General features: G+C 30.0%; 23 protein-coding genes and 1 pseudogene. 14 read left to right on the forward strand and 10 right to left on the reverse strand.

Annotated elements, in window-relative coordinates; translation table 11 throughout:
• Positions 1–209 precede the first annotated feature (209 nt).
• Both ABNT65_RS16350 and ABNT65_RS16355 read right to left on the reverse strand, forming a co-directional pair.
• Entirely contained in the window at positions 210–1,799 is a 1,590-nt protein-coding gene (locus ABNT65_RS16350) for a vitamin K epoxide reductase family protein (RefSeq protein ID WP_348746321.1), read from the reverse strand.
• A 108-nt stretch (positions 1,800–1,907) separates the two neighbouring features.
• A complete protein-coding gene (locus tag ABNT65_RS16355) occupies positions 1,908–2,594 on the reverse strand; it encodes a DNA-binding response regulator (RefSeq protein WP_348705398.1) in 687 nt (228 codons plus the stop codon).
• Positions 2,595–2,974: 380 nt separating this feature from the next.
• Between ABNT65_RS16355 and ABNT65_RS16360 the strand changes: the two genes are divergently transcribed.
• From ABNT65_RS16360 to ABNT65_RS16385, 6 genes are read left to right on the forward strand one after another with little or no spacing between them, the layout of a single operon-like run.
• The gene (locus tag ABNT65_RS16360; RefSeq protein ID WP_348746322.1) at positions 2,975–4,621 is read left to right on the forward strand and encodes a phospholipase D-like domain-containing protein; all 1,647 of its coding nucleotides are present in this window, start codon (positions 2,975–2,977) and stop codon (positions 4,619–4,621) included.
• A 2-nt stretch (positions 4,622–4,623) separates the two neighbouring features.
• Positions 4,624–5,157, forward strand: coding sequence for a hypothetical protein (locus ABNT65_RS16365; RefSeq protein WP_348746323.1), 534 nt, complete (start codon positions 4,624–4,626; stop codon positions 5,155–5,157).
• Complete coding sequence (locus ABNT65_RS16370; protein WP_348746324.1) at positions 5,154–6,794, forward strand: GMC family oxidoreductase; 1,641 nt, start codon at positions 5,154–5,156, stop codon at positions 6,792–6,794. The genes ABNT65_RS16365 and ABNT65_RS16370 overlap by 4 nt, the downstream gene beginning before the upstream one ends.
• A complete protein-coding gene (locus ABNT65_RS16375) occupies positions 6,769–7,905 on the forward strand; it encodes a ferritin-like protein (protein ID WP_348746325.1) in 1,137 nt (378 codons plus the stop codon). Before ABNT65_RS16370 ends, ABNT65_RS16375 begins: the two co-directional genes overlap by 26 nt.
• 48 nt (positions 7,906–7,953) lie before the next feature.
• Entirely contained in the window at positions 7,954–8,391 is a 438-nt protein-coding gene (locus ABNT65_RS16380) for a hypothetical protein (RefSeq protein WP_348746326.1), read from the forward strand.
• A 5-nt stretch (positions 8,392–8,396) separates the two neighbouring features.
• Complete coding sequence (locus tag ABNT65_RS16385; RefSeq protein WP_348705409.1) at positions 8,397–8,978, forward strand: TMEM175 family protein; 582 nt, start codon at positions 8,397–8,399, stop codon at positions 8,976–8,978.
• A gap of 80 nt (positions 8,979–9,058) precedes the next feature.
• On the opposite strand, the gene ABNT65_RS16390 is transcribed toward ABNT65_RS16385, so the two are convergent.
• From ABNT65_RS16390 to ABNT65_RS16400, 3 genes are read right to left on the reverse strand one after another with little or no spacing between them, the layout of a single operon-like run.
• Positions 9,059–9,505 (reverse strand): cupin domain-containing protein, encoded by a 447-nt coding sequence (locus ABNT65_RS16390; RefSeq protein WP_348705410.1) that lies wholly within the window; start codon positions 9,503–9,505, stop codon positions 9,059–9,061.
• 19 nt (positions 9,506–9,524) lie between these two features.
• Positions 9,525–9,977 carry an SRPBCC family protein gene (locus tag ABNT65_RS16395; RefSeq protein WP_348746327.1) on the reverse strand — a complete coding sequence of 151 codons (453 nt, stop codon included), beginning with the start codon at positions 9,975–9,977 and terminating at the stop codon, positions 9,525–9,527.
• A gap of 20 nt (positions 9,978–9,997) precedes the next feature.
• Entirely contained in the window at positions 9,998–11,473 is a 1,476-nt protein-coding gene (locus tag ABNT65_RS16400) for a hypothetical protein (RefSeq protein ID WP_348746328.1), read from the reverse strand.
• A gap of 200 nt (positions 11,474–11,673) precedes the next feature.
• On the opposite strand from ABNT65_RS16400, the pseudogene ABNT65_RS16405 reads away from it, so the two are divergent.
• From ABNT65_RS16405 to ABNT65_RS16420, 4 genes and pseudogenes are all read left to right on the forward strand, one after another.
• Positions 11,674–12,375, forward strand: a pseudogene (locus ABNT65_RS16405) (magnesium chelatase domain-containing protein); the annotation flags it as partial.
• A gap of 175 nt (positions 12,376–12,550) precedes the next feature.
• Positions 12,551–12,835: a helix-turn-helix transcriptional regulator gene (locus ABNT65_RS16410; protein WP_348746329.1), complete on the forward strand. Its 285-nt coding sequence runs from the start codon at positions 12,551–12,553 to the stop codon at positions 12,833–12,835.
• A 145-nt stretch (positions 12,836–12,980) separates the two neighbouring features.
• Positions 12,981–13,868 carry a DNA-processing protein DprA gene (locus ABNT65_RS16415; protein WP_348746330.1) on the forward strand — a complete coding sequence of 296 codons (888 nt, stop codon included), beginning with the start codon at positions 12,981–12,983 and terminating at the stop codon, positions 13,866–13,868.
• Positions 13,869–13,879: 11 nt separating this feature from the next.
• Entirely contained in the window at positions 13,880–14,518 is a 639-nt protein-coding gene (locus tag ABNT65_RS16420) for a hypothetical protein (RefSeq protein WP_348746331.1), read from the forward strand.
• An 11-nt stretch (positions 14,519–14,529) separates the two neighbouring features.
• Here the strand turns inward: ABNT65_RS16420 and ABNT65_RS16425 are convergent, their stop codons facing one another.
• The gene (locus ABNT65_RS16425) at positions 14,530–14,718 is read right to left on the reverse strand and encodes a hypothetical protein (RefSeq protein ID WP_348746332.1); all 189 of its coding nucleotides are present in this window, start codon (positions 14,716–14,718) and stop codon (positions 14,530–14,532) included.
• 472 nt (positions 14,719–15,190) lie between these two features.
• On the opposite strand from ABNT65_RS16425, the gene ABNT65_RS16430 reads away from it, so the two are divergent.
• From ABNT65_RS16430 to ABNT65_RS16445, 4 genes are all read left to right on the forward strand, one after another.
• Complete coding sequence (locus ABNT65_RS16430) at positions 15,191–16,219, forward strand: hypothetical protein (RefSeq protein ID WP_348746333.1); 1,029 nt, start codon at positions 15,191–15,193, stop codon at positions 16,217–16,219.
• Between the two features lie 227 nt (positions 16,220–16,446).
• Positions 16,447–17,565, forward strand: a complete 1,119-nt coding sequence (locus ABNT65_RS16435) for a hypothetical protein (RefSeq protein ID WP_348746334.1) — start codon at positions 16,447–16,449, stop codon at positions 17,563–17,565.
• A gap of 32 nt (positions 17,566–17,597) precedes the next feature.
• Positions 17,598–18,017 (forward strand): hypothetical protein, encoded by a 420-nt coding sequence (locus ABNT65_RS16440; protein ID WP_348746335.1) that lies wholly within the window; start codon positions 17,598–17,600, stop codon positions 18,015–18,017.
• Between the two features lie 16 nt (positions 18,018–18,033).
• Positions 18,034–19,092: an exodeoxyribonuclease VII large subunit gene (locus ABNT65_RS16445; RefSeq protein ID WP_348746336.1), complete on the forward strand. Its 1,059-nt coding sequence runs from the start codon at positions 18,034–18,036 to the stop codon at positions 19,090–19,092.
• Positions 19,093–19,171: 79 nt separating this feature from the next.
• Here ABNT65_RS16445 and ABNT65_RS16450 read toward each other — a convergent pair whose 3' ends face one another.
• The 4 genes from ABNT65_RS16450 to ABNT65_RS16465 form a co-directional block, all read right to left on the reverse strand.
• Positions 19,172–19,432: a hypothetical protein gene (locus ABNT65_RS16450; protein ID WP_348746337.1), complete on the reverse strand. Its 261-nt coding sequence runs from the start codon at positions 19,430–19,432 to the stop codon at positions 19,172–19,174.
• Positions 19,433–19,547: 115 nt separating this feature from the next.
• Positions 19,548–19,808, reverse strand: coding sequence for a hypothetical protein (locus ABNT65_RS16455; protein WP_348746338.1), 261 nt, complete (start codon positions 19,806–19,808; stop codon positions 19,548–19,550).
• A 1-nt stretch (position 19,809) separates the two neighbouring features.
• Positions 19,810–22,023 carry a cysteine peptidase family C39 domain-containing protein gene (locus ABNT65_RS16460; protein WP_348746339.1) on the reverse strand — a complete coding sequence of 738 codons (2,214 nt, stop codon included), beginning with the start codon at positions 22,021–22,023 and terminating at the stop codon, positions 19,810–19,812.
• A gap of 356 nt (positions 22,024–22,379) precedes the next feature.
• The gene (locus ABNT65_RS16465; protein ID WP_348746340.1) at positions 22,380–22,721 is read right to left on the reverse strand and encodes a LytTR family transcriptional regulator DNA-binding domain-containing protein; all 342 of its coding nucleotides are present in this window, start codon (positions 22,719–22,721) and stop codon (positions 22,380–22,382) included.
• Between the last annotated feature and the right edge of the window lies 1 nt (position 22,722).

The following is a 22,722-nucleotide window of genomic DNA, read 5'->3' on the forward strand; positions in this document are numbered from 1 at the left end:
TTCATACTTCTATAACAATCAAAATATGTATAGTAGTATAGTTAATTCCTCCATTGATTCGCTTTTTGGGGTTTTAAAATTGATTTTTCATTATTAAAATATTAAGATTACTTTTGCGTCGAACATTTAAGGATACTCATTATGTGTCTATTCTTCGCGAGAGAATATGTTTATTAAAAGCTCTTATCTTTTAGGAGCTTTTTTTATGATTATACTGTTTCGGTTTGTTCTTGGTATATTTCTTCTAAATCTTCAATAAAGAATATTAAATCAGTTCTATTATACTCTTTAGGAAAGGCTTTTCCGTTAACTAAAATTTCAGGAGTAAAATTAATAGCATTTTCCTTACACCAATCTTGCTCTTTAGAAAGTTCTTCTAGATATATATCTTTTGGGGTTGATTCTCCCCATGTTTTTAACCAATTATTTGGTTTTTCCCCTCCATATATTGAACTCATGGCTTGTAAACATTTTTCGGCTCCTTCTTTATTGTAAATTTCCAACAACCTACTGGTTATTTTTACAACATCACTATTAGTATTCTCTGGGTTAATATTAAATCTGATTTTAATTTTTACATTATCATGGTAACGTTGTAAAATTTCATCAATGTGGTTATGAACAGGCTTACAATGTCCGCAAAAAGGGTTGGTAACAATTAGTAACTCCAAATTTGCATTAGGATTACCAAAAATAATTTCCTTACTATCTTTTAATTGAGTGTATAACTGAGGTGATTTTTCAAATAGAGATTTAAACAATTCAAAGTTTCTTTTAAATTTTATGCTTTCTATTTTTTCTTTTCTTAGTTCAGTTATTTCTGAAACTAAGGGTTTAATATATTGCCAAGCCAACCATATAGTCATAGAAATTATTCCAAAAATTAAAATGTCATTTAAATAAAAGTTAATATTAAGTGGTTGATTAATAAAAGGAATAATTGCTTGTGCCCATATTATACCAACAATACTTAAACAAAGTAAACACCACTTTTTTATAATGGCGTATTGATAATATATTGAATAGAAAGTAATAGGAATGGCTAATAAACCTATTGAATAAGGAATACTAGGTTCTTTTATTAGAACAAATGTTGTAATACTTAACAAAGAAAAATATAATACACTTAAGTCACTAAGTTTATAGTTTTTAGTTATTTCAGATCCTTTTGAGCTCAAAACAGCATCACAATCTTTTTTATTATCAGTTCCAGAACAAAAAGCATTTCCAATAGTTGTTTTTAAACCAAGTTCTTGTTTTAGAATGGCAACACTAATAATTACCCCAGTAATTGAAAGAATTAAATGTAGTACAGTGGTTAGTTGTGGAAAACTTTTAAATAATAAAAAAGAAGTAAGAACTACTATAGAAAAAATAGTAATTGGTTTGATAAAGTTAGACTGGTTTGTAGAATTGGTGTTGTCCTTGTTTTCTTCAACAGCAACAATGATACCAGTGAATACTTTTAGAAAATCTTTTTCCTTATATTCTTTATTTTGGGTAGTAGAGTTAGAAACAAAATATAAACTGTTCTTTTTTTCTATGATAGCTAAATCCTTACCTTGGTCTGTTATTATTTGTGCAAGAAAACAATTAGGAAGTTGCTGTAAAGTTTCAGTATTAACAGGAACGTCTGCTGCAATATTTTCAATATTAAAGTGAGTTAAAACCCCGGTTATAGCATGTAAGCTTGGGTAAGAAGGATGACTTTGTATTTGAAAGTTTAACTCTTTTTTATCATAAGAAATTTTATTTTTTTTAAGCAATAGCTCTACTAAGTAAGTTAATGATTTTTCCAATTTTAGTATGTTTAGCGTGTTTTTGGTTAAAAATATATAATTAAATTTTAAGTAATTATTTTTTTCTGATAAAAAAAGTAATGTTTTTCCTTACTTTTTTAATTCGTATTAAATAAACCCATTTTCTTTGGCTTTTACTACAAGTTTTCGATACCCTTTTTCTTCAATGTTAAAAAACTTTTTTAATTGACGTTTTCTTTTTTCTATGGCAGCTACAGATAAAGGGATGTAATTTAGCATATCTTTAACTTTAGCTCCAAGTGATAGTTCATACAATATTTTTCTATCAAGTTCATCTAATGAAAATTCTGATGATACTTTTTTCCTTAAAAGTTTGAGTACTGATTTACTATAATATGGAGGGTCATTTATAACCTCTTTAATGGCATAGATAAATTCATCGTAAGAAATATCTTTTTTTATAAGTAATCCATCTGGATTAATACTTTTAAAAATATTATGAATTTTGTACTTATTGTCATCAGTTGTTGATATAATAATTTTACAATCAGGATGTTTTTTTCTTATAAAATAAGCAAGATCATCGCTAGTAGGTATTATGTTACAATTGCTTGTATCTTGCTTTAATTCTAAAAACGCTATGTCTATACTTTTGGTATTCTTACTAGAGAAAGAATTAATAATTTGTATAGCATTTTTACAAGAGTTTGTAGTTATACATTCAAGAACATATTTTTTACATGATTTACTGATACTTGTAAAAGCACTTTTATGTACTTCGCAAACTAAAGGATAATCATTAATAATTAATGTAGTCAGTTTTTCTTTTTTCATTATAGCAGAATAAATAATATTTGAAAGTATTAGGTATCATTCCATATTACACTTTGTAAACACTAGTATTGTAGTTTCTTTGAAAATATAGCCACTATAATTAACTGAATAGTTGATTATAGAGGAGATAAAAATATTTATAAATTGTATTAATTCAAAAGATGTTAATTATTTTTATTAAATAATTAACTTATTTGTGTTTTTGATTGTTATTTAGAATGATTTAAAGTTAAATTATTGATGTATTAATAATTGTTTTTCTTTTTATCTTTACTATAAATAATAAACCCGCAATAAGAAAGGGGGAATATTTTAACTAATCACTAACTTTTTTTCTTCACATAAGGAAAAACCTTTAATAACGTCAAAAAACCAAACTTATGAGAAAATGGAATCAAACCAATGGTGTTTCATTACACGTAATCAGTGGGACACATGTTGCATTGTTATGTATAGATATAGATGAAGGCTCTCGCAAAAATTTATTAGGATTTTTATTATCTCGAGAAGATTTAAAAACAGGTAATATTACCAATTTAAGTGGGTTTAAAGAATTTGAAAATAAACCAGAAAAAGAAGATACTAATTTAATTCAAGCATTTTTATGGGGAGATTATCAAGCTAATCCTAATACAGAATACAAGTATAAGGTAATTCCAGTTTATGGGAATCCTGAAAATATGGAAAAAGGAGAGGCTGTAGAGGTCGAAATTTCAACAGAAGACCCTGGTTCAGGAACGCATGGCGTATTTTTTAATAGAGGAACTGTGGGGCAAGCTTATGCTAGAAAATTTGATAATAAAAACCCAGATTTAGTACCTAATAATGAAGCTTACAAGTGGTTGTCTAGAGGGCTTGAAGAAGCTATGCTAGCTTTTATTAATCAAGCAGAAAATAAAGATTATGAGTTAAGAGTTGCTGCATATGAATTTGATTATGTTCCAGTAATTCAAGCGTTATACGATGCCTCAAAAAAAGGAGCTGATGTAAAAATTATTTATGATCGCTCAAAAAGAGGGCCTTGGGAAAATACAGATAATGCTATTAAAAATGTACCTGGAGTTGAAAAGTTAATGATACCAAGAAGTGCAAACTCTTCAATTAAACATAATAAATATATTGTATTACTTTATAAGGAGAAGCCAATTCAGGTTTGGATGGGGTCTACTAATTTTACCAAAGGAGGAATTTTTGGACAATCGAATGTTGGACACATTGTAAGAGATGAAAAAATAGCGAATGATTATTTTCAATACTGGACACGTTTATCTGAGAACCCAGAAATGAAAGAAATCCGACCTTTAAACCAAGAATATTCACCTACACCTACAGAAGGTGTTAAAAAAGGAATAACACCAATATTTAGTCCAAGACCAGATTTAAGTGCTTTAGATTGGTATGGAAAACAAATAGAAGAAGCTCAACAATCTATTGGATTTACTGCTGCTTTTGGTGTAAATCAAGAGTTTGCTGATATTATGAGCAAAGATGATAATTCTCTACGATATATTCTTTTAGAGCATGAAGGGCATACTTTTGATACTTTTAAAGATACTCCAAATAATAAAATTGCTTTAGGAGCTACTTTAACCCAGGATGAAATAAAAGAAGAACATTTAACTGGTTGGGAAGCTGAACATTTAACAGGTTTAAATGACCATGTTAAATATCTGCATACAAAATACTTATTTATAGATCCATTAACAGAAGATCCAATGTTAATTACAGGATCTGCTAATTTTTCTGAAGCTTCTACTAAAAATAATGATGAAAATATGATTATTATTAAAGGAGACACAGGTGTGGTAGATATTTATTTAACTGAATTTATGAGGTTATTTAATCATTTTGAATTTAGAGATGAAATGAAGAGTCATGGTAAAGAAGAAGATAATATTCAGTTTAGTGATTTTTTAGCTACAGACGATTCATGGACAGATGTCTATTTTAAAGAAGGAACATTACATTTAAGAGAACGTAAACTGTTTAGCAAATTAACAACAACTAACTTATATAAAATTCATTAATTATGATTGGAGGCTCTGTATGTGCAGAGAAACTTTCGGCAAGTTTAATTTTTGCTGAAGGGCAGGATCTCACGCACCAAAATAAAGAAGCACTATGGGAACTTTTTGAAGCTATAGGAGAAAATTGGGGGAATACAACCTATCACTCCAATAATCAAAGAAGTTCTTGGTATGAAATGTTGAAGGCAAAAACTGAAAATGCACCTAATTATTCAGGAGAATATGTTAATGCTATTTATGTGTTAAATGAACTGTATGAAATATATGGTAAAGAACAAGCCTATAAAAAACTATTTTTTGAAAGTGGAGTAGATAATGATGCGCCACCTACAACAAGATTAGCACATTGTAAAATATTTGTAGTTAATGAGTTTATTAGAATGCAAGTAACAGCAGGTGGTTTTAAAAGTTGGGGAACCAAATTTGGAGGAGAAAGAGCTAGGAATTATCATGGTTTCTTAGGAGGAAGTAGATATAATAGAATTTCAAGGGTTCGTGCTTATGAGCCTAATAATATTAAAAAAGAGGAATCATGAAAGAACAATTTGATTATGTAATTGTTGGAGGTGGAGTAGCTGCTGCAACAGTGGCAAAAGGGCTTTTAGAAAATAAACACGATACTTCAATATTAATATTAGAAGCTGGCCCAGAAATTATAGCAAAGGACAGACGTTTTTGGTGGGATTATATTACAAGAGGAGAAAGACCTTATACGTTTACTTACGATCAAAAATTTGAAGCAGATTCAACAGGTAATATAGATTATCAAACGGATGGAGTTAGAGTAAAGGCATATGGAGGTTCTACGATGCATTGGGGAGCTTGGTGTTTGCGTTTTCGTCCTGAAGACTTCAATCTATATACAAATACAGGAGAAGGTGCAGATTGGCCTATAAATTATGAAGATTTGGAACCTTTTTACAATGATGCCGAAGCTTTTTTATCGGTTTGTGGTGATAGTGAGGCGGGGTGGATTCCTAGATCAAAACCTTATACAGTTCCACCTTTTGAATGGACAGCTGCCGATGGAGAAATGATAAAAGCTTGGGAACAACTAGATGTTGTTTATCAAGAAGGAGACATAGACCCTGGTACTAAATCCAAAATAAAGTCGGGAAAAATGCCTATTGCTCGTTATAGAAAATGTATGACAACAGGTACTTGTAAGTATTGTCCTATTGGAGGAAGATTTAATGCGCAATATGTGTTAGATGATTTAAAAAACGACCCACGCTTTGTTAATTTCGAAGTACGAGTAAATTCACCTGTTCATCAAGTAAATGCAAAAAGCAAATCACAAATAGAGTCTGTAACCTATACTGACAATTTAAGTGGAGAGCAAAAAATAGTATATGGTGATACTATAATTTTAGCCTCAGGGGCTTACAATGTTCCAAAGCTTTTAATGGCGTCAAAAAATGATTTTTGGAATAATGGAATTGGAAATGATAATGACCTTGTAGGAAGATATGTAGTTTCTCACTCTATGTTAAATGTAGTAGGAAAGGCTAAGTCTAATCCAAACGGATGGTTTCAAGAGTATGATTTTCCAACATTAATGTCACATAGTTATAATACCAAAGAACATCAAAAGAAAGGGAAGATTTTTATGTTTAAAGATCGTACTACTCCAAACGTAGATATCGCACAATTGATGATTGAAGGAAAAACTAGAGAAGAGATTGATGAAATTGTTTACGGTGAAATGACCGTTCGTTTACAAGCATTTTTAGAAGAAAAAGGGAAGCATAGTAACCGTTTACAAGCAAAACCAGGTGTAGATCGTTTTGGTTTACCTCAAACTACAGTGCATTTTAGTAGAACAGATGAAGAAATGAAAAATGCCAATGATCGTTTAAAGCTTTTAGAGCAGATATTAGAAAAAATGGGACTAGAAATAGTAACTTCTAAAGTTGATAAACCTGGAGGACATCATACAACGGGAACAGCAAGAATGGGAACATCTCCTGAGAATAGTGTTACGAATAGAGACATGAAAGTTCACGAAACGGAAAATCTTTATGTATGCTCAAATGCAGCATTTCCTACAGGAAGTGCCGTAAACCCAACACTAACATTAACGGCGATGGCATTTCGTTTAGTTAAACATCTAATTAATAAAAATAAAAAAACCACAACTACAGAACATGACAACGCATACGTACGCATTTAAAAATGCTTTTCAAGAAAAAGCATTTACAACCAATCATGTAGAAACATTAATTAAACATTCAAGATTAGTTGAAGATGATAATCATGAAGATAAATTATATGTATTAAAGGAATTATTAAATAGTGCGGTAATTTTAGAATTTGCAACGATTCCTATATACTTACAAGCAATGTGGTCTATAAAAGATAATAATTGTGAAGTAGCTAAATCTATTCGAAATATTTTTCAAGAAGAAATGCTACACATGGCAATGGTGTGTAATATGATTGTAGGGATAGGCGGAGAGCCTAGAATTTATGACCCAGAAAATGGTTTGAAGTTTCCAGCGGGGTTGCCTGGAGGAGTACACCCTGAATTATTTTTACATTTAGAAGGCTTGAATGATTGCTCATTACGAAACTTTATTGAAATAGAATTACCAGATAGAATAGCTGAGATTTATGATTATGAAACTAAAGAGTTAGTCACTTTAGGAGGTCTTTGCAATCAGGAAGGAGAGATAGATCCAAACCATAAACATAGCCATGAACATAATACTACTATTGGTGAATTGTATGATAGGATAAATGAACTTTTTCAAGAGATTCAACCAGAAATGGATGTTGAACGCCAGTTAGCTGGGCCTTTAGCTTGGTGGGTAATGGCAGATGCTAATAGTGTTTCCAAAGCTATTGAAATGATTAAAGAACAAGGAGAAGGTTCTGAAAATGTATCTCCAGTAGTAGAAGGAGATAATTTAGCACATTTTTATCGTTTTTGGGAAGTGTATTATCAAAAGAGATTAATTGAAGAAGATGGGAAATACTATTTTAAAGATCCAATGCCTAGACCAGAAACTTATAACGTGGCTAGAGTGCCAGATGGAGGCTATAAGGAAGAAGATGTTTCTCCGGAGGTTTGGCATTTGGTAAATGAATTTGATAAAGTGTATACAGATTTAGTAAAATTTTTACAAGATGCTTGGGCTATTAACGGAAGAGGACAAGCAGCTTTAGTAAATGCTATTGAAGTAATGTTTAAGCTAGAGAAGTTTGGAATTCCTTTAATGAAAATTCAAATACCAGGCAATGAAAATGGTCAAACTTACGGTCCATGTTTCAGAATGTTATAATTTATTGTAGACAACAAAAAATACTAATCAACTTAAAACTTATATAAAATGGGAAGTTTTGTAGAAATTAATGATACTTTAGAGTTAACTATTGAGCAGGGGTTTCCTGCTGAAATATTTAATCTAGAAAAGCATAGAGAAAATCCAATAACACTTAAAGATGTTGAAGGAAAAGTGTTTGAATTTAAAAATAAGCCAAGTGCAAGAATTTTTCAATTAGATCCAGTACGTGTGTATTATGTGCATAATATTGATGGGAAATGGCTGTTTTGGGGACGTGTTTTAATACAGTCACAACAAATAGAAAAACAATTAAATCCTGATGGTAGTTGGGATGGGAAGTCTTGGATTACTTCAGGTACTTATACGATATTAAATGTGTATGATCCAGAATATCAACATACATTTACATTAAATGAAGCACCAGACGATCGAAATTATTTTAAACAATCAACTATAGATAATACGGTTGAGATATCTAATTAATATAAATGACATCAGAAAGGCTTGAAGCTTTTAGTGACGGAGTATTAGCTATTATCATAACCGTAATGGTTTTAGAATTAAAACCACCACATGAAACAACAATTGTCGCTTTACTAGGTAAGTTTCCTGTTTTTATTAGTTATTTGGTAAGCTTCTTATATGTAAGTATTTATTGGAACCATCACCATCAATTGTTTAAAATAGCTGAAAAAATAGATGGTAAAATATTATGGGCTAATTTAAACTTACTGTTTTGGTTGTCACTAATTCCATTTACAACATCTTGGGTTGGAGATAATCATATTGATGACATACCAGTAGCGCTATATGGTATTGTGTTGCTATTTAGTGAAGTTTCTTTTTTATTGTTAAAAAATACAATTGTAAAGTGCCATGGAAAAACATCAAGAGTAAGTGAACATTTAAATAAAAATGGTAAAAACACACTTTTTTTTGGAATCCATATTATAGGTTTGTCAATAATGTGTGTTAATGATTATATACCTTTAGTCTGTTTTTTAATAGCAGGAATAGTAAAGGTTGTAGAGTTAAAAAAAGTATATGATTATATGCATAATCAATTATAAATAACCCTTCTTTAAATAAATAAAAACCAACAATTTAATAATTTTTAATTGTTGGTTTTTTAGAGTTTAATCTTAGGGGACTAGTAAACGCCTTCCTCTAGAACTTCATGTCCGTATTTTTTAGAATACTCTTGAATTTCTTCAAAGTCGTCTTGACCTACTTTTGTAAGCTTATCAAAAAAGTCAAAAGTACCTGATGGGGTAAAAGTTCCTATTAAACGTCCTTCAGTATTACCTACATTTGTGAATTTATGTGCAATGCCTCTTGGGATGTATAAAAATGTTCCTGCTGGAGCTTTTGACTCTTTGTCATCAACTTGAAAAGTAAATTCCCCTTCTATAACATGCAATGTCTCATCATTTTTATGATGAATATGTAAAGGAGCTCCTTTTCCTGCTGGTACTTTTAATTCAAAATAGTCAAGTAAATCACCAGTTACATCTTTGTGGGTCTTATATACCGCATCGAACCCTGTGATTTTTGTTTTATCACCTTCAGTAGGTGTTAGAAGTTTAGTATCGTTCATGATTTATAATAAGTTTAGGTTATACTGGTTGTGTAGTTTTTACAGGGAATCTTCTCAAGAGTTCATCAAATCCTCTTTGGTAAAATTCAGAAATAGCATCTTCTTTATAATAAAAAGTAGCTACCCATTGTACCATACTAGTTCCGCCTTTTAGGTCAATTACACGTAAATCAGAGTAATATTTATGAATTGCTTCTCCCCATTGACCCCAATGCCATTTGTATCTGTAATGAAAATTCTCATTATCCATCATTACTAGCTCTTCAATGGCTTTAGGCTGCCCAGGAAAGGTTAATAATCTTCGTATTTCACGAGTTTCAGTTTGTTCTTTTAAAACTTCTAGTTCAGTAATGTCTGGGTGCCATTCATGAATGGTGAAAAAACCACCGATAACATCCCATACTTCTTTGGCTGAAGCGCCAAGTTCGACTGATTGGACAACTCTCCAATCTTTGTATCCTACTTCTTCCATAATGATTGTTGATTTTTGGGTTACGTATTATTATTTATTAAGTTTTTACAAAAAGAAATACTTGGAGCAAAAAAATATTCACCACCTTTAACTTTTACTAAGTCTTTATATCTAAAATTGGTGGTTATCTTTTTTCCGTTTATTTCAAGATTCCAAGATTTATTTTTTTCGTTTGTATTTGCATTTTGATCTCCTGTAATAGGATCATGTCCAACTCCTTCGTTTAAAAAGTTAGCATTATCAGACCAACCACATTGCATTACTAAAAATTGTTGTTCTATATCACTTTGACAAGATAAAAAGAGTAAGCCAGCATCTGTCCATTCTTCTTTTGGATCTAAATCTTTAGAACCGTAACTGATACCTCTTCTAACAATACGCTTACTTCGCTCATTTCTCAAAGGAGTATTACTCTTTCTATTAGTGTCTCCTCTAGGATTCGTTTTTCTAATATGAGAATGGAAAGGGCATTTCAGTCCTTCCATATCGTTTTGATAATCAAAATTGTTTAGTATAGCTTTAGAGTTTTTCACTAAAGGTGTTCCATCTTTATACCTACCAAAAGCTAGTGCTTTTGCAAACTCTTCCTCAACTCTAGAGTTCAAACTATTAGAAAGTTCAGAAGCAAACTCTTTAGATTGATTTTTAAACCCTTTTAAGTTTTGTTGCATTTTTCGATACACAAAATAAGAACCAAAGCTAATGTCAGGATTTTTGCCATTAGCATCATTTACAGCAACAAGTCCAAAAGGAGCAGATGGGTCATATGTATCTGTACCTTCTTTTTCCCATTCTTCATAGTCAGATTTTAAAAATACGGGATTGCTTAAACCGTCAACAAAACCAAAATGTTCTATAACCATTCCTTGTTCATTTCTTAAAACATAACCTTTTTCAATGGTTAAAATAGATAAAACGTCATGCGTTTCGTTTTTAATGATTTGAATCTCATTATCAAGATAACTTTCACTGACTTTATTGTCTAAGTTATCTCCACCATAGGCTAAAATTAATAAAGCATCAATTTTTTGTTGAAACGGAAACTCCCAGTTATCTGGTTTATCGTTTAAAGGGTTTACCGTACGTTTATGTACTCCTTCTGGACCAGTATCATATCTAAATGAAGTGTCTTTCATTCCGGCACGAAAAGCTTTATCATCAGGGATTTTTGAATCATCTATACCTAAAGCTTTATAGCCAGAATAACTAAGCATAAAACCTGTAAATAAATGTTCATTACCTGCTTTTTTATAATCTAATGAAGTATGGTGTTGCTCTAAGGCTGAGGTTAAATTTTGTGCAAGCGTATTAACCCATTTCCTATTAGTGTCAATACTGCCTTTAAATTGTAGAAATAAATGTCTTGAATGCGTTCTACCATGACTTTTAAGAATGTTCCCTTGTATATCATTAAAAACTTCAGAAAAGGCTGGGTTATCAATATCCATTTTAGATTGACTCAGTTTTATAACTGGCCAAGTAGAATTAATATTCATTATAGTTTTGGTTAGTTTTTGAAAGTCTACATTATAAATATAGTATTATTTGTCTTAAAAAAATGAAAAAATCACTATTTAAAATCATTTTATGTATGATTTTCTCGTGTTTTTGTTTTAAGTATTCCTGATTTCTAATTAATTGAGGTGAGTTTATAATAAATAACCTCAAATTTTTATATCTTTATCCTAAAAAAAATATGCTAGTAAAAATCTATGGATCCGCAGTTTTTGGAATTGAAGCTACCACAATTACAGTTGAGGTAAATATTGATAAAGGTATAGGATATCACCTTGTTGGTTTGCCTGATAATGCTGTACGTGAAAGTTCATATCGAATTTCAGCAGCCTTAAAAAATAATGGATATAAACTACCAGGTAAAAAGATAATTATTAATATGGCTCCTGCTGATATAAGAAAAGAAGGAGCTTCCTATGATGTAACTCTGGCTGTTGGTATTTTAGCAGCGTCTAATCAAATCCAATCTGATAATATTGAAGATTATATTATTATGGGAGAACTTTCATTAGATGGGAGTATTCAACCTATTAAAGGCGCTTTACCCATAGCTATTAAGGCAAGAGAAGAAGGGTTTAAATATTTAATTCTTCCAAAGGAAAATGTGAAAGAGGCTGCCATAGTTAACGATTTAGAAGTTTTAGGAGTTGAAAATATTATGGAAGTTATCAATCACTTCAATGGAGATGAAAAAATAGAGCCTACTGTTGTTGACACTCGCGCTGAGTTTTATAGAAATATTGATTTTCCTGAGTTTGATTTTTCTGATGTTAAAGGGCAAGAATCTATAAAACGTTGTATGGAAATTGCTGCTGCAGGAGGTCATAATATTATTTTAATTGGACCACCCGGTGCCGGAAAAACAATGTTAGCTAAAAGACTACGTTTTGTCCCCCATTTTACCACTAGAGTTAAAGTCCCAAAAACCCAAGCATTCACGCTACCCCAAGGAGATTTTAACGGTAGGAGACGAACTTCGTAGTGTTCGACTTGATAGAGAATTAACACAACATCAGGTAGCAAAAATGATAAAGGTTAATCGAAATTTTGTGTACGAAATGGAACTTAATCATCACACAAATACCATTTATGCCTTGCATAAAGTCTATTTATTTTTAGGGTACATTCCTATTACTCTAAAAATAGATACTACAAATTTAAGAGGTCAATTATTTGAACATAGAATTAAACATGGATTTACCTTTAATACCTTAGCTAAAAAAATTGGGTTAGATAAAAGTACTATAGCTCGATTTGAACAAGGAGGAAAAGCAAAAGATGAGTCAATCCAAAAGATTAAAAATTATTTATCAGACTCACAACTACCAATTATTGAAAAATGATACAGATTGTATAAGAATTTGGTTTATTTATTGAAATAATATAAGATGTCAAAACGTTTTGTTATTTTGAGGTTTACTTTACTACTTTAAAAAAAATAACTATATTGGCTTAAATGTAGTATTTTTGAATATTTTTTCTTGATATATGTTTAGTTCTGAAAAAACAGATTTACTTTTTAATGATTCAATTTCACCTATAAAGGAAATGGCCGCCTATGAATCTTTGTGGATGAATCAAAATACTAGTTTTAAAAAACTATCTCAACGTTTTGCTAAGTATCCCAATATAAATCCATCAGAATTAGTTAGCGAGGAAGACATACAGGAATATATGACTTATTTGCGTGAATTTGTTCTATTAAAAGATTCTGAAATAAAGGTAAAAGCAATAATAAATAATTCCTTTGATTATCCTAAAAGATTAAGGGATGCTTCAGAGCCAATAGAGATTTTTTATTATTCAGGAAATATTGATTTTTTAAATACACGTTCAATAGCTATAGTAGGAACACGAAAACCTACTGATTTTGGAATAAGAAGAACTAGAAAACTTGTAAAAAAATTAGTTGAAGATGATTATACTATTATTTCTGGTTTAGCTCAGGGTATAGATACCCAAGCTCATACAACTGCCATAAAAAATGAGGGAAGAACGATAGCTGTATTAGGAACTCCTTTAACTAAATATTACCCTAAAGAGAATGAAAAATTACAGAATTTCATCTCTGAAAAGCACCTTTTAATAAGTCAAGTTCCATTTTATAGGTATTCAAAGCAAGGCATTAGAGGTAATAAATTATTTTTCCCTGAAAGGAATAAGACTATGTCAGCTTTGAGTGAAGCTACTGTTATAATTGAAGCAGGAGAAACTTCAGGTACCTTAATACAGGCAAGAGCTGCTTTAAAACAAGGTAGAAAATTATTTATTTTACAAAGTTGTTTTGAGAACCCCAATATTACATGGCCTGAAAGATTTGAAAAAATGGGAGCTATTAAAGTTAGAGAATATGAAGATATCGTGAATAATCTTTAAATACTTTAATTTTGGGGATAACAAAAATTGATGAAACAACTATTAAAGACCACTATTTTCTTTGTGAAGATGATAGTTGTTATTTTTTTCATACTTATACCGCCTACCAAGTACCATGGCATAATAGTACAAATCAATTAATTTACAACTTTAAAATTCCTCCATCAAAAAAAGATTCAAAACAATGGAAATATAAGCTTGACGCCATAAAAAAAATAGCTGAAACACTAAAGAATACAATCCCTCCCGATGTCATTAAGAAAGCTACTTTTATACCAATACCTCCATCAAAAAACAGAACAGATAAAGAGTATGATGATAGAATGGTAAAAACTCTTTTGATGGCTTTTGAAAGAAAAGCTGACATACAAGATGTATTAATTCAGAAAAAGAGTATGCTTTCTTCTCATAAATCTGAAATACGTCCATCAATTGATGATTTGTATAATAATTTGGATATTGACAACTCTATTTGTATAGGTTTAAAAAACAATATTATTTTAGTTGACGATGTTATTACTACTGGGGCCCACTTTAAAGCTTGCAAAAAGAGAATTAAGGAATTTTCACCAGAAGCTAATATATTAGGGCTTTTTATAGCTAGAAGAGAAATTATTAAAGATAATGAAAATGTCTTTTTTGGTAATTAAATTTAATTGTTCTATCTACACTTCCCACTAGGGTTATCAACAATATGAGAAAAGGAGTGCATCACTTCCCACCATGGAGTTCCTATCAGAGTATCCCCTCTTTCTATTACTTTCCAGTTAATTCCTGAGTTAGGAGACCATCCTTCATAAAATCCATATAATATTACTTCTTTATTTTTAAAAGAAATATGAATTTTCATTTTTTTTTCACTTTTCATAAATGGTTTTGAAATAGTAATATCCTCACAATTCATATCAATACCCAAACCTCTATTAAGGTGGTTAATATAGGCTTGCTTAATTTCTGATTTAGAATTACTACAAGTAACTTTTATATGTGAAGAATTACTACTAGAGTATGAACTCCAAAAGTATGAATCAACAGAAGTATTGTTTGAAGTTGATATTGAAGAACTGTTTAATAATGTACGTTGTGGTATTTCACCCCGAGATTAGGTTGTCACAGATTTTTTACAAACACAAGAAAATAAAGCAAATGAAAAATAATATTATTAAAAATATTTGTTGGAAGTTCATAATTTTAAGTTTGATTAGTATTAAAAACACAAAATATTTCCCGAAACGAAACACAACACGATAAATAACAACGCCTTACACAATGCTTATTTCTATAAATTCTTATATTTAAGTTTTTAAACCAAACCTAAAATTATGAAAAATATACTACCATTAATCATAGTCACATTACTTATGATTAATTTTGCTTACAGCCAAGAAGATTTAGAATCGGTTACAGCTAAACCTAAAGTAGATTTTATTAACCACTTTATTAAAGAACTTAAAAAGGATTCTAAGAATTTTCATACAGACGACATATATAATCCAATAAATTTTACCACTATAGAAGAAAGAATGCCTGCATCTAATGGTAAAATCTCAAGCTATGAAATTTTAAATAGAGGTAGCTTGGACTATATAAAAAGAGGTTCTGAAGTACATATAGAGTTTGATAAAAATTTCGTGTACAACCTAACAAAAAAAAATGAATTAGAGCTTCAAGTAATAGCCTATATTATAAGAAAAGACAAAACAATAAAGCCTTTAGAAGTAAATGGTTTTACAGAGGTTACAGAAGATTTTAAGCATAAGCAATTGTACGCTGCTGGAAGAAGCACTACTGCGGGAACAGACATTGTTGATGTAAAAGAAGACTATAAAGTAAAATTTCTCAAATCCAAAGAAACATCATTTTCGGCTGAGGTAAAACTTGTTTGGGAAGAAATAAGTGTGGATGATAAAATTATCATTACTGTTCAAAATAAAAAAAACAATAACGTAGGTTTCTCTACTACACTTGTATTTGATGATTTTGGATGGCAACAAAAACAAATTGGAGGATTATCATTTGTGCAAACATCATCCTCGAATTCAAATTTTGTCCCTGCTGGAACAATTGGCTACTCTTTTAGATATATACCTCGACGCTCAGGAAGTTTTGGTGCTCATTTTTTTTCACCTGGATTTGGACCTGAACTTAATGTCTATCAAACAGAAGATAACACTACAAATATTGGTTTAGGAATTTTTGCCACAACGGCATATGACATTATTAAACTTGGAGTAGGTTTTAATTTAAATGGAACAAATAGTGGTAAAGCATATTTTGGTATAGGCTTAAACTTTGTTAAAACATTTAATGTTGTATCTGGTCTTTTGGATAATACCAAGTCAACAAACTAATCTTAAGGAAAACATTTATATAACACTTTCTAATACTTCCCTATTAAACAAGAGGAGAGTAACTGTTTTAGCCAATATCTTCCATAGAATCATAGTTGTATTTAGATGAAAGTACTCTAATAAAATTTAAACACAACCGATTAGCAAAATCAGAGCTTATACAGAAAATTGAAATATAATATACTTTTCTTATATTTAAATACCCATCAACTAAACCAAAACTATATATGTCTCTCAAGGAACATTCAAAACCAATTACACCCGAAAATCGTACAAGAGCTATTGTTTTTGTTCATGGTCTTTTTGGAGGGGTAAAAAGTTGGTATGACGAAAAAAATCCACATAGAATAATAAATAGATTATTATGTGACGATGAAATCTCTAATCACTATCGATTATATACCTTTTCTTATCATACAAAAAAGTTGAAAGTTAATAAATTTGGACATGTATTAACCACTATCCTGCCAGTATATCGACGAGGATTTAACAACAATATTCGACAGGTTTCCAATTCTCTTTTGACATATCTTCAAGAATTAGAATTAGAACATGAAACAATTATAATTGTAGGTCATAGTATGGGAGGTTTAGTGAGTAAAAAAGCCTTGGTGATTATGGGAGAATTAAGAAAAAAAGTCCCTATTTATTTTTCTCTTTCAGTTCCACACTTAGGGGCTCAACTCCCTAACAATATATTTATTAGATTTTTTAATTTGTTATTGGGTAACCCTCAGATAAGAAACCTAGCATTATTTGGAGAGTTTATTACTTCTTTAAACTCTGATTTTGCAAGTCTAAAAATACCACCACCTTATTGTATTTATCAAGCTGGTAATTTTGATAGAGTAGTTAATGAAAATTCAGCAATACCTCATGGAATAAATAAAGAAAATGGTTTCGTTACTGATAATACTCATTTTTCTATCTTAACCCCAGAAAAAGATAATCACCCATTACTTACTCGGTTGAAAAGAGAACTAAAAATTTTAGTAACTCAACATACTACTAAAGATTGGGTACTTAAAAATGTGCAAATTTATGTTCCAGACAATATCATTAAAGAAAAGAATAATAGTTTTAAAGCTATCTCTGAATGGGTTTTAAATAATCATTATGACATACTTATACAGAAAGAATATTTGAATGAAAACGAACGAGGGAGAATTATATTTGATGAAGATAAATTTACTACAGAAGTTCTTGAAACACCTATAAATGTAAAAGGAGAAATAAAGGGAAGTAATATCTATCAGGTTTTAATGAATTTACGAAATTATGACCGTACAGAAACACTACCCTATTATAATGTAGAAATCATAGGTAATAATTATCATTTAGTATAAAGGAATTATAATTAACTTAAATACTTATAAAATTGGAAACATGTGAATGTAATAACGGAGGTTCAGGAACTTGTCCTAGAGGAACTATTCCTATGTGTTATGAGATATTAGAAAAATGCCATGCTAGATGTGCTAGCCCACCAAGAGGTTCATACCAAGATAAAGATAAATTAATTAACTGGTTATATAAAGAGATTACAGGTGAGAGTGAAAGTAATTTTCCTGAAGTGGAATTACAAGTCATATCTAAAGGCACATACCAAAGAGCAATGAGCTTTGAGTCTATTATTGATCTATTTGGTACAAGAAGTATTGATTTAAATTTAGAAGCACTTAATACACCTCATTACCAACAAGGTATTTCTGTTAATGTTCACTTTACGCTTCCTGAGAAAATATCAAATATTATTTATGGGGATGATGAAGATAACTTTAGGCAATTAAAACATTAATTTTATTTAAAAAATTATGACAGTTTTATCTTCTGAACATACAGTTGAATCTGTTATTCATTTATATAAGAATAATATCAGGACATCATTTGATGAAAAAATTGTAACACTTGAGGGATTTTATTTAAGAGAAAACAAACCACAATATAGACATGGTTATTACGATAAACTATGTAATGAGCAGAAAACTCATAGTATAACAATAATCATAAAACCTAATCTCCGTGAACGTTTAATACCTGGACAATATTACCGTTTTCATGGTTTTGTAAACCGTGGAAACCAACAATTAAAAAATGGAGCTATTCAATTAATATATTGGGTTACAAAAGTTATTGACCACATTGATGATTACCATTTTATTTCCAAAACAGAATTCAATCTTGTTCGCAAGCGATTTGATAAAGATTCAGTAGATATTCAAGGCCATTTATTAAAAATTATCAGACAAGGAAATCAACCTAATATCCATGTAATTCTTGGCTCAACTTCAATCGTAGACGAAGATTACAAAGACCAGTTACAACAAGACCATATTTTTAACATAACTGAAGAACGAATTAATTTTAGTAATAGCTCATTGATAGTAAATACCCTTTCTTCATATGAAAAGTCAGCCATTGATCTTATCGTATGTATGCGTGGTGGTGGATTGGGCTTAGATATATTTAATGATACTAATCTAGCTGAAAAAGTTGTTCAATTTAAATTGCCTTTTGTTACTGCTTTAGGTCATAAATCTGATTTGACATTAGTTGAGAGAATGGCTGACCGTGGATTTGCTACACCTACAGCTTTTGGCTCATTTCTCAACTCTATTCAACAACAATATGAACAAGAAATACAAGAGTTAAAAAGTAGAGATACAAGTATTAATAACCTGAATAAAAAGATTCAATCCCTTGAAGAATCACAACAAAAATTGGAATTAAGACATGAGAATGATAAACAGCAATTGGAAAAGCTATATTCAGAACAAAGGCTTCGAGACAAAAACCTTATCAGAAAATTAATAATAGCAATAATATTAATGGCTGTTTTTATTTTGCTAGGCATTTATTTACTTGCGAGTTAGATATTTTATATATAACAAACAAAACCAAGAGACTTAGATTCTTGGTTTTGTTTAAAATTCTATACCTGATAGTCAAAAGTTATTCAATAGGAAATTTATTTTCTATATATTCAAAAAGCTTACTTAATGAACTAAAACTAACATTTACAAGTGATTGACCTGTTAAATATGATAATAACATCTTATTTTCTAATATTCTAATTTGAAATGCTGATCCAAATTTCAAATTAGTCTCTGAATCATGTATTCCCGACATAATCCATTCTTCATTATCGTTTTTACGTAGAAAAGATTTGTACCCTTTCTTTTCTATTTCTTTTTTTAATTTCTTTAAAGTCATATTTTTTATGCCTTAGACACATATTGCTTCATATTTTGCTAACTTTTTCATTTTCAAAACTTATATTAAATATTTTTTTAACAACATTATCTAAACTATCAATTTGATTCACTTATTAAATAGGGTATTTTTCTTCTATATATTTTACCGTTTCTATAATACTAGAAAATGTTTTTCTTTGAGAAACTTGTTTTTCCCAATCAATAAAAACAAACTCTCCCTCTTCTAGTAAAACTTTAATATCTATTGTCAAGCTTTTTATTGGATCATCACCAGAATACCCTCCCTTGAGATAAATTAAATCATCTTCCTTTTTTAGAAAAGTAGTATAACCTCTTTTATTCAACTTATCGCTTAATAATTTTAATTCTTTCATCTTATTTTATTTTAAATATAATATTACCTCCCTCAGCCCATAACCTTTGAAAATCTTGTAAATCTAGAATTGCCTCAACTCCATTTTGAGACTTATTAAAAACATTTTCCAGTTCTAAACCTCTTAATCCATTATTGAAAGCCTCATCTACTTCTAGAGGCCAAGGGTCTCTAATAAACACATCTTTCCCTTTTATTTTATCTACAATTATAGTATGTTTATTAGGATAACGTCCTATGTTGGTTATAAAACTTTCTCCGTTTGCATCATTTATCATTTGATTAAAATTCTTTAAATCATCAAGATCATCAAAATACGTTTTAGCGAAAATATCTACATCTTCAAAAACTTTTCTCATAGCAAAGAATAAATCTTTGCCGTCAGTTCCAGATTCAGTTGTCTTTGCAAGTATTCTAGCTTTCTTTTCAGAAATTTTAATATTAAAATCATCAGCATATTTTACTAAACATGCAGCAGCGCAAGACATCCATTCTTCTTGCTTTATCATATTTCTTGATATGATTTTTTTATAATTATAAAAACCTCCTGAACCCGAATCAAGTCTGTCAAAAATTTCTTCTACTTGTCGTTTGTTAAGCTTTTTTAAATCATCAATTCCTTTTCTACCATATCGTTTAATGTACCTTAAACCTTTCTTAGTAAAATTAACAAAACTTGCTACCCCTTTTGCTAATTGAAATATACCAATTAACAGAGATACAATCTGTATAACATCATGAGCTAAATTATAATATAATCTTTCAACATTCCCCTCTTGTATTGCTTTTTTGTACTCTTTTGTAGCACTTTCTATAATTACTTGAACAATGCCCTCCTCAAATATTTTTTTTAAACCTTTAATAAACGCTTCTTTTTCCTTTTCACTTCCTAGTATTTTAGAGAAAAAAGCTAACATTTCCGGTATGGCTTTTACCTGATCTATAATACCATTTACAAAACCGCAAACCTGAGCATTAAATAACGTGTCTCCCTCAATAAAAGGTAAATAGTTTTCTAACTTTGGATTCCAATGATACTCCTTGAACTTGTAACTCTCAATCTTTTCCATAGTAAAACTAGCTGCTTGTAAAGCAAGAAATAAAGCAGGATTCGTATTAAATATTTCTGTATTTAGTTCACTACTTTCTTTTCTATCTAAAATCCATAACTGTATTAATGCATCTCCAAGACCTTTATGTGTGGCTCTATCAATAGCTTTATTACTATAAACATTAGTTTCTAACTCGGCTTTGATTTCATTAATAATAATCTGTTCAATAGCCTCTTGAGTTATTTCTCTTTCTTTTAAATCTTTGGCTACATTAGTTCCTAATTGAACTTTTATAAACGAGCTGTCTTTATGTACTAACCAAATATAAATTTCATTAACATTTGGTTTTATTTTCGTCCCTCCGTCAACCGTAGGATCTGTTTTTAATTGTACTGCTCTTTGTGATTTTTCGATAAAAACATAGGGCTTATATTTTCCTGCAATGGTAAAATCTTCTACAAAAGAAATTACCTTTTTAGTAAATAAAGCATTGTACTCAGAGAATGCTACGGCTTCTTTTTCTACACCCAAGATACCAAGTATATATCGCATCATGGTATCGTGTACCATCCCGTTTTTAAAGAATAATTTAAACTTTTTCACATCGGTTTTATAAACTTTTTCTTCAAGAGAGGAAATGGATTTACTTGTTCCGCTTTGTTTTATCGCTTCTATCAAATACTCTTTAAAACGTCTTCCAAATTTAAAATGGATGTCAATTGTGTCATCTTTTTCTAATTCAATAAACGTTAGTACTTCGTCTTCTGTAGCCAAAGCCCTGTTCTTTCGTTGTTCCGCTAAAACTCCTTTTGGATAGGTATAATTAACTAAGAAAATTAAGTACTTGTGGTCATCAAAAAGAAAGAGCTTTCTCTCTGATTTTGGAATACCTTTTAACAAATTAGCTCCGTCATAAGTTTCTTTTCCTTTGGCGGTGACAAAGTCTTTGACATAAGGAAGAAATCTATTGCCAAAATCTTCACTGTAATAACTAGACCAATCTAAATTAAACACTTCATGCGGACGGGCATTGAATTGCAAATCTTCAAAAGTTCCTTTTTTAAATGGGCTTTCGGGGCGTTGTATTTTTACCTTTCCGAAAACCTGCTCAAAACTTTGCTTTTTATACTCGTTGAGTTCTTCGAGTGTTTTGAATGAATTCATAGATTTTATTTTGTAATATGATTTAACAAATATAAAACAAAATACAATATAGAATAATTTTATTTTGTGTTTTTACATATTTAAAATGTAATATGTTTAATCAAGAGTCTTTCTACATCTATTACTTGAAAGCATTTTATGCTATACTCGCATAGTCACACTAAAAAAGAAAAAGATTTAAAAAAGAAAGAGGCAACGGATCCGATTTTTAGTGTGACTACTTAAATCTTTATTTCCGTTGTCTCTTTTTTAAAACGCTATGAAATCCTATTTCTAATAATAAGAAGAAATAGGTAATATTATGTAATTAGTAGAGTACAGCACTTGTAATAAAAGCCCAATTAAAAGGGCTTTTATTACAGGTGTTGTTTTAAATTATCTCTGTATCTTCGAGATACATTAAATTTTGTTTCTTCATTCAACCATACAACATTGTAATCTTGTCTTTGAAAAATCTTGTTCAAATTAATAACTACATCTTTTTTAATTCTTTCTAAAAAGGGATATGATTCGCATAGTTTACCTAAACTTGTTTTATCAAAAACTTCTGTTCCATTATCAAGAACAATTTTGGTTATATTTTTAACGGAACAGGTTGTTCCATAGAGGATGTTATTGCATTTTACTTTGATGTAATTAGGTTGATTTAATTTATCATTTTGATTGGGTTGAGTCCTAAACCAATTATGTTGTTTCATA

This window comes from Tenacibaculum sp. 190524A02b (genome assembly GCF_964036645.1).
GTDB classification, from domain to species: domain Bacteria; phylum Bacteroidota; class Bacteroidia; order Flavobacteriales; family Flavobacteriaceae; genus Polaribacter; species Polaribacter vairaonense.

Coding starts and splice junctions, on each gene's coding strand:
- ABNT65_RS16370 (WP_348746324.1), top strand. CDS start 5,154: ATGAAAGAACAATTTGATTATGTAATTGTTGGAGGTGGAGTAGCTGCT.
- ABNT65_RS16365 (WP_348746323.1), top strand. CDS start 4,624: ATGATTGGAGGCTCTGTATGTGCAGAGAAACTTTCGGCAAGTTTAATT.
- ABNT65_RS16445 (WP_348746336.1), top strand. CDS start 18,034: ATGACAGTTTTATCTTCTGAACATACAGTTGAATCTGTTATTCATTTA.
- ABNT65_RS16380 (WP_348746326.1), top strand. CDS start 7,954: ATGGGAAGTTTTGTAGAAATTAATGATACTTTAGAGTTAACTATTGAG.
- ABNT65_RS16430 (WP_348746333.1), top strand. CDS start 15,191: ATGAAAAATATACTACCATTAATCATAGTCACATTACTTATGATTAAT.
- ABNT65_RS16375 (WP_348746325.1), top strand. CDS start 6,769: ATGACAACGCATACGTACGCATTTAAAAATGCTTTTCAAGAAAAAGCA.
- ABNT65_RS16460 (WP_348746339.1), bottom strand. CDS start 22,023: ATGAATTCATTCAAAACACTCGAAGAACTCAACGAGTATAAAAAGCAA.
- ABNT65_RS16385 (WP_348705409.1), top strand. CDS start 8,397: ATGACATCAGAAAGGCTTGAAGCTTTTAGTGACGGAGTATTAGCTATT.
- ABNT65_RS16425 (WP_348746332.1), bottom strand. CDS start 14,718: ATGAAAATTCATATTTCTTTTAAAAATAAAGAAGTAATATTATATGGA.
- ABNT65_RS16400 (WP_348746328.1), bottom strand. CDS start 11,473: ATGAATATTAATTCTACTTGGCCAGTTATAAAACTGAGTCAATCTAAA.
- ABNT65_RS16355 (WP_348705398.1), bottom strand. CDS start 2,594: ATGAAAAAAGAAAAACTGACTACATTAATTATTAATGATTATCCTTTA.
- ABNT65_RS16450 (WP_348746337.1), bottom strand. CDS start 19,432: ATGACTTTAAAGAAATTAAAAAAAGAAATAGAAAAGAAAGGGTACAAA.
- ABNT65_RS16395 (WP_348746327.1), bottom strand. CDS start 9,977: ATGGAAGAAGTAGGATACAAAGATTGGAGAGTTGTCCAATCAGTCGAA.
- ABNT65_RS16415 (WP_348746330.1), top strand. CDS start 12,981: ATGTTTAGTTCTGAAAAAACAGATTTACTTTTTAATGATTCAATTTCA.
- ABNT65_RS16465 (WP_348746340.1), bottom strand. CDS start 22,721: ATGAAACAACATAATTGGTTTAGGACTCAACCCAATCAAAATGATAAA.
- ABNT65_RS16455 (WP_348746338.1), bottom strand. CDS start 19,808: ATGAAAGAATTAAAATTATTAAGCGATAAGTTGAATAAAAGAGGTTAT.
- ABNT65_RS16390 (WP_348705410.1), bottom strand. CDS start 9,505: ATGAACGATACTAAACTTCTAACACCTACTGAAGGTGATAAAACAAAA.
- ABNT65_RS16360 (WP_348746322.1), top strand. CDS start 2,975: ATGAGAAAATGGAATCAAACCAATGGTGTTTCATTACACGTAATCAGT.
- ABNT65_RS16410 (WP_348746329.1), top strand. CDS start 12,551: ATGGAACTTAATCATCACACAAATACCATTTATGCCTTGCATAAAGTC.
- ABNT65_RS16435 (WP_348746334.1), top strand. CDS start 16,447: ATGTCTCTCAAGGAACATTCAAAACCAATTACACCCGAAAATCGTACA.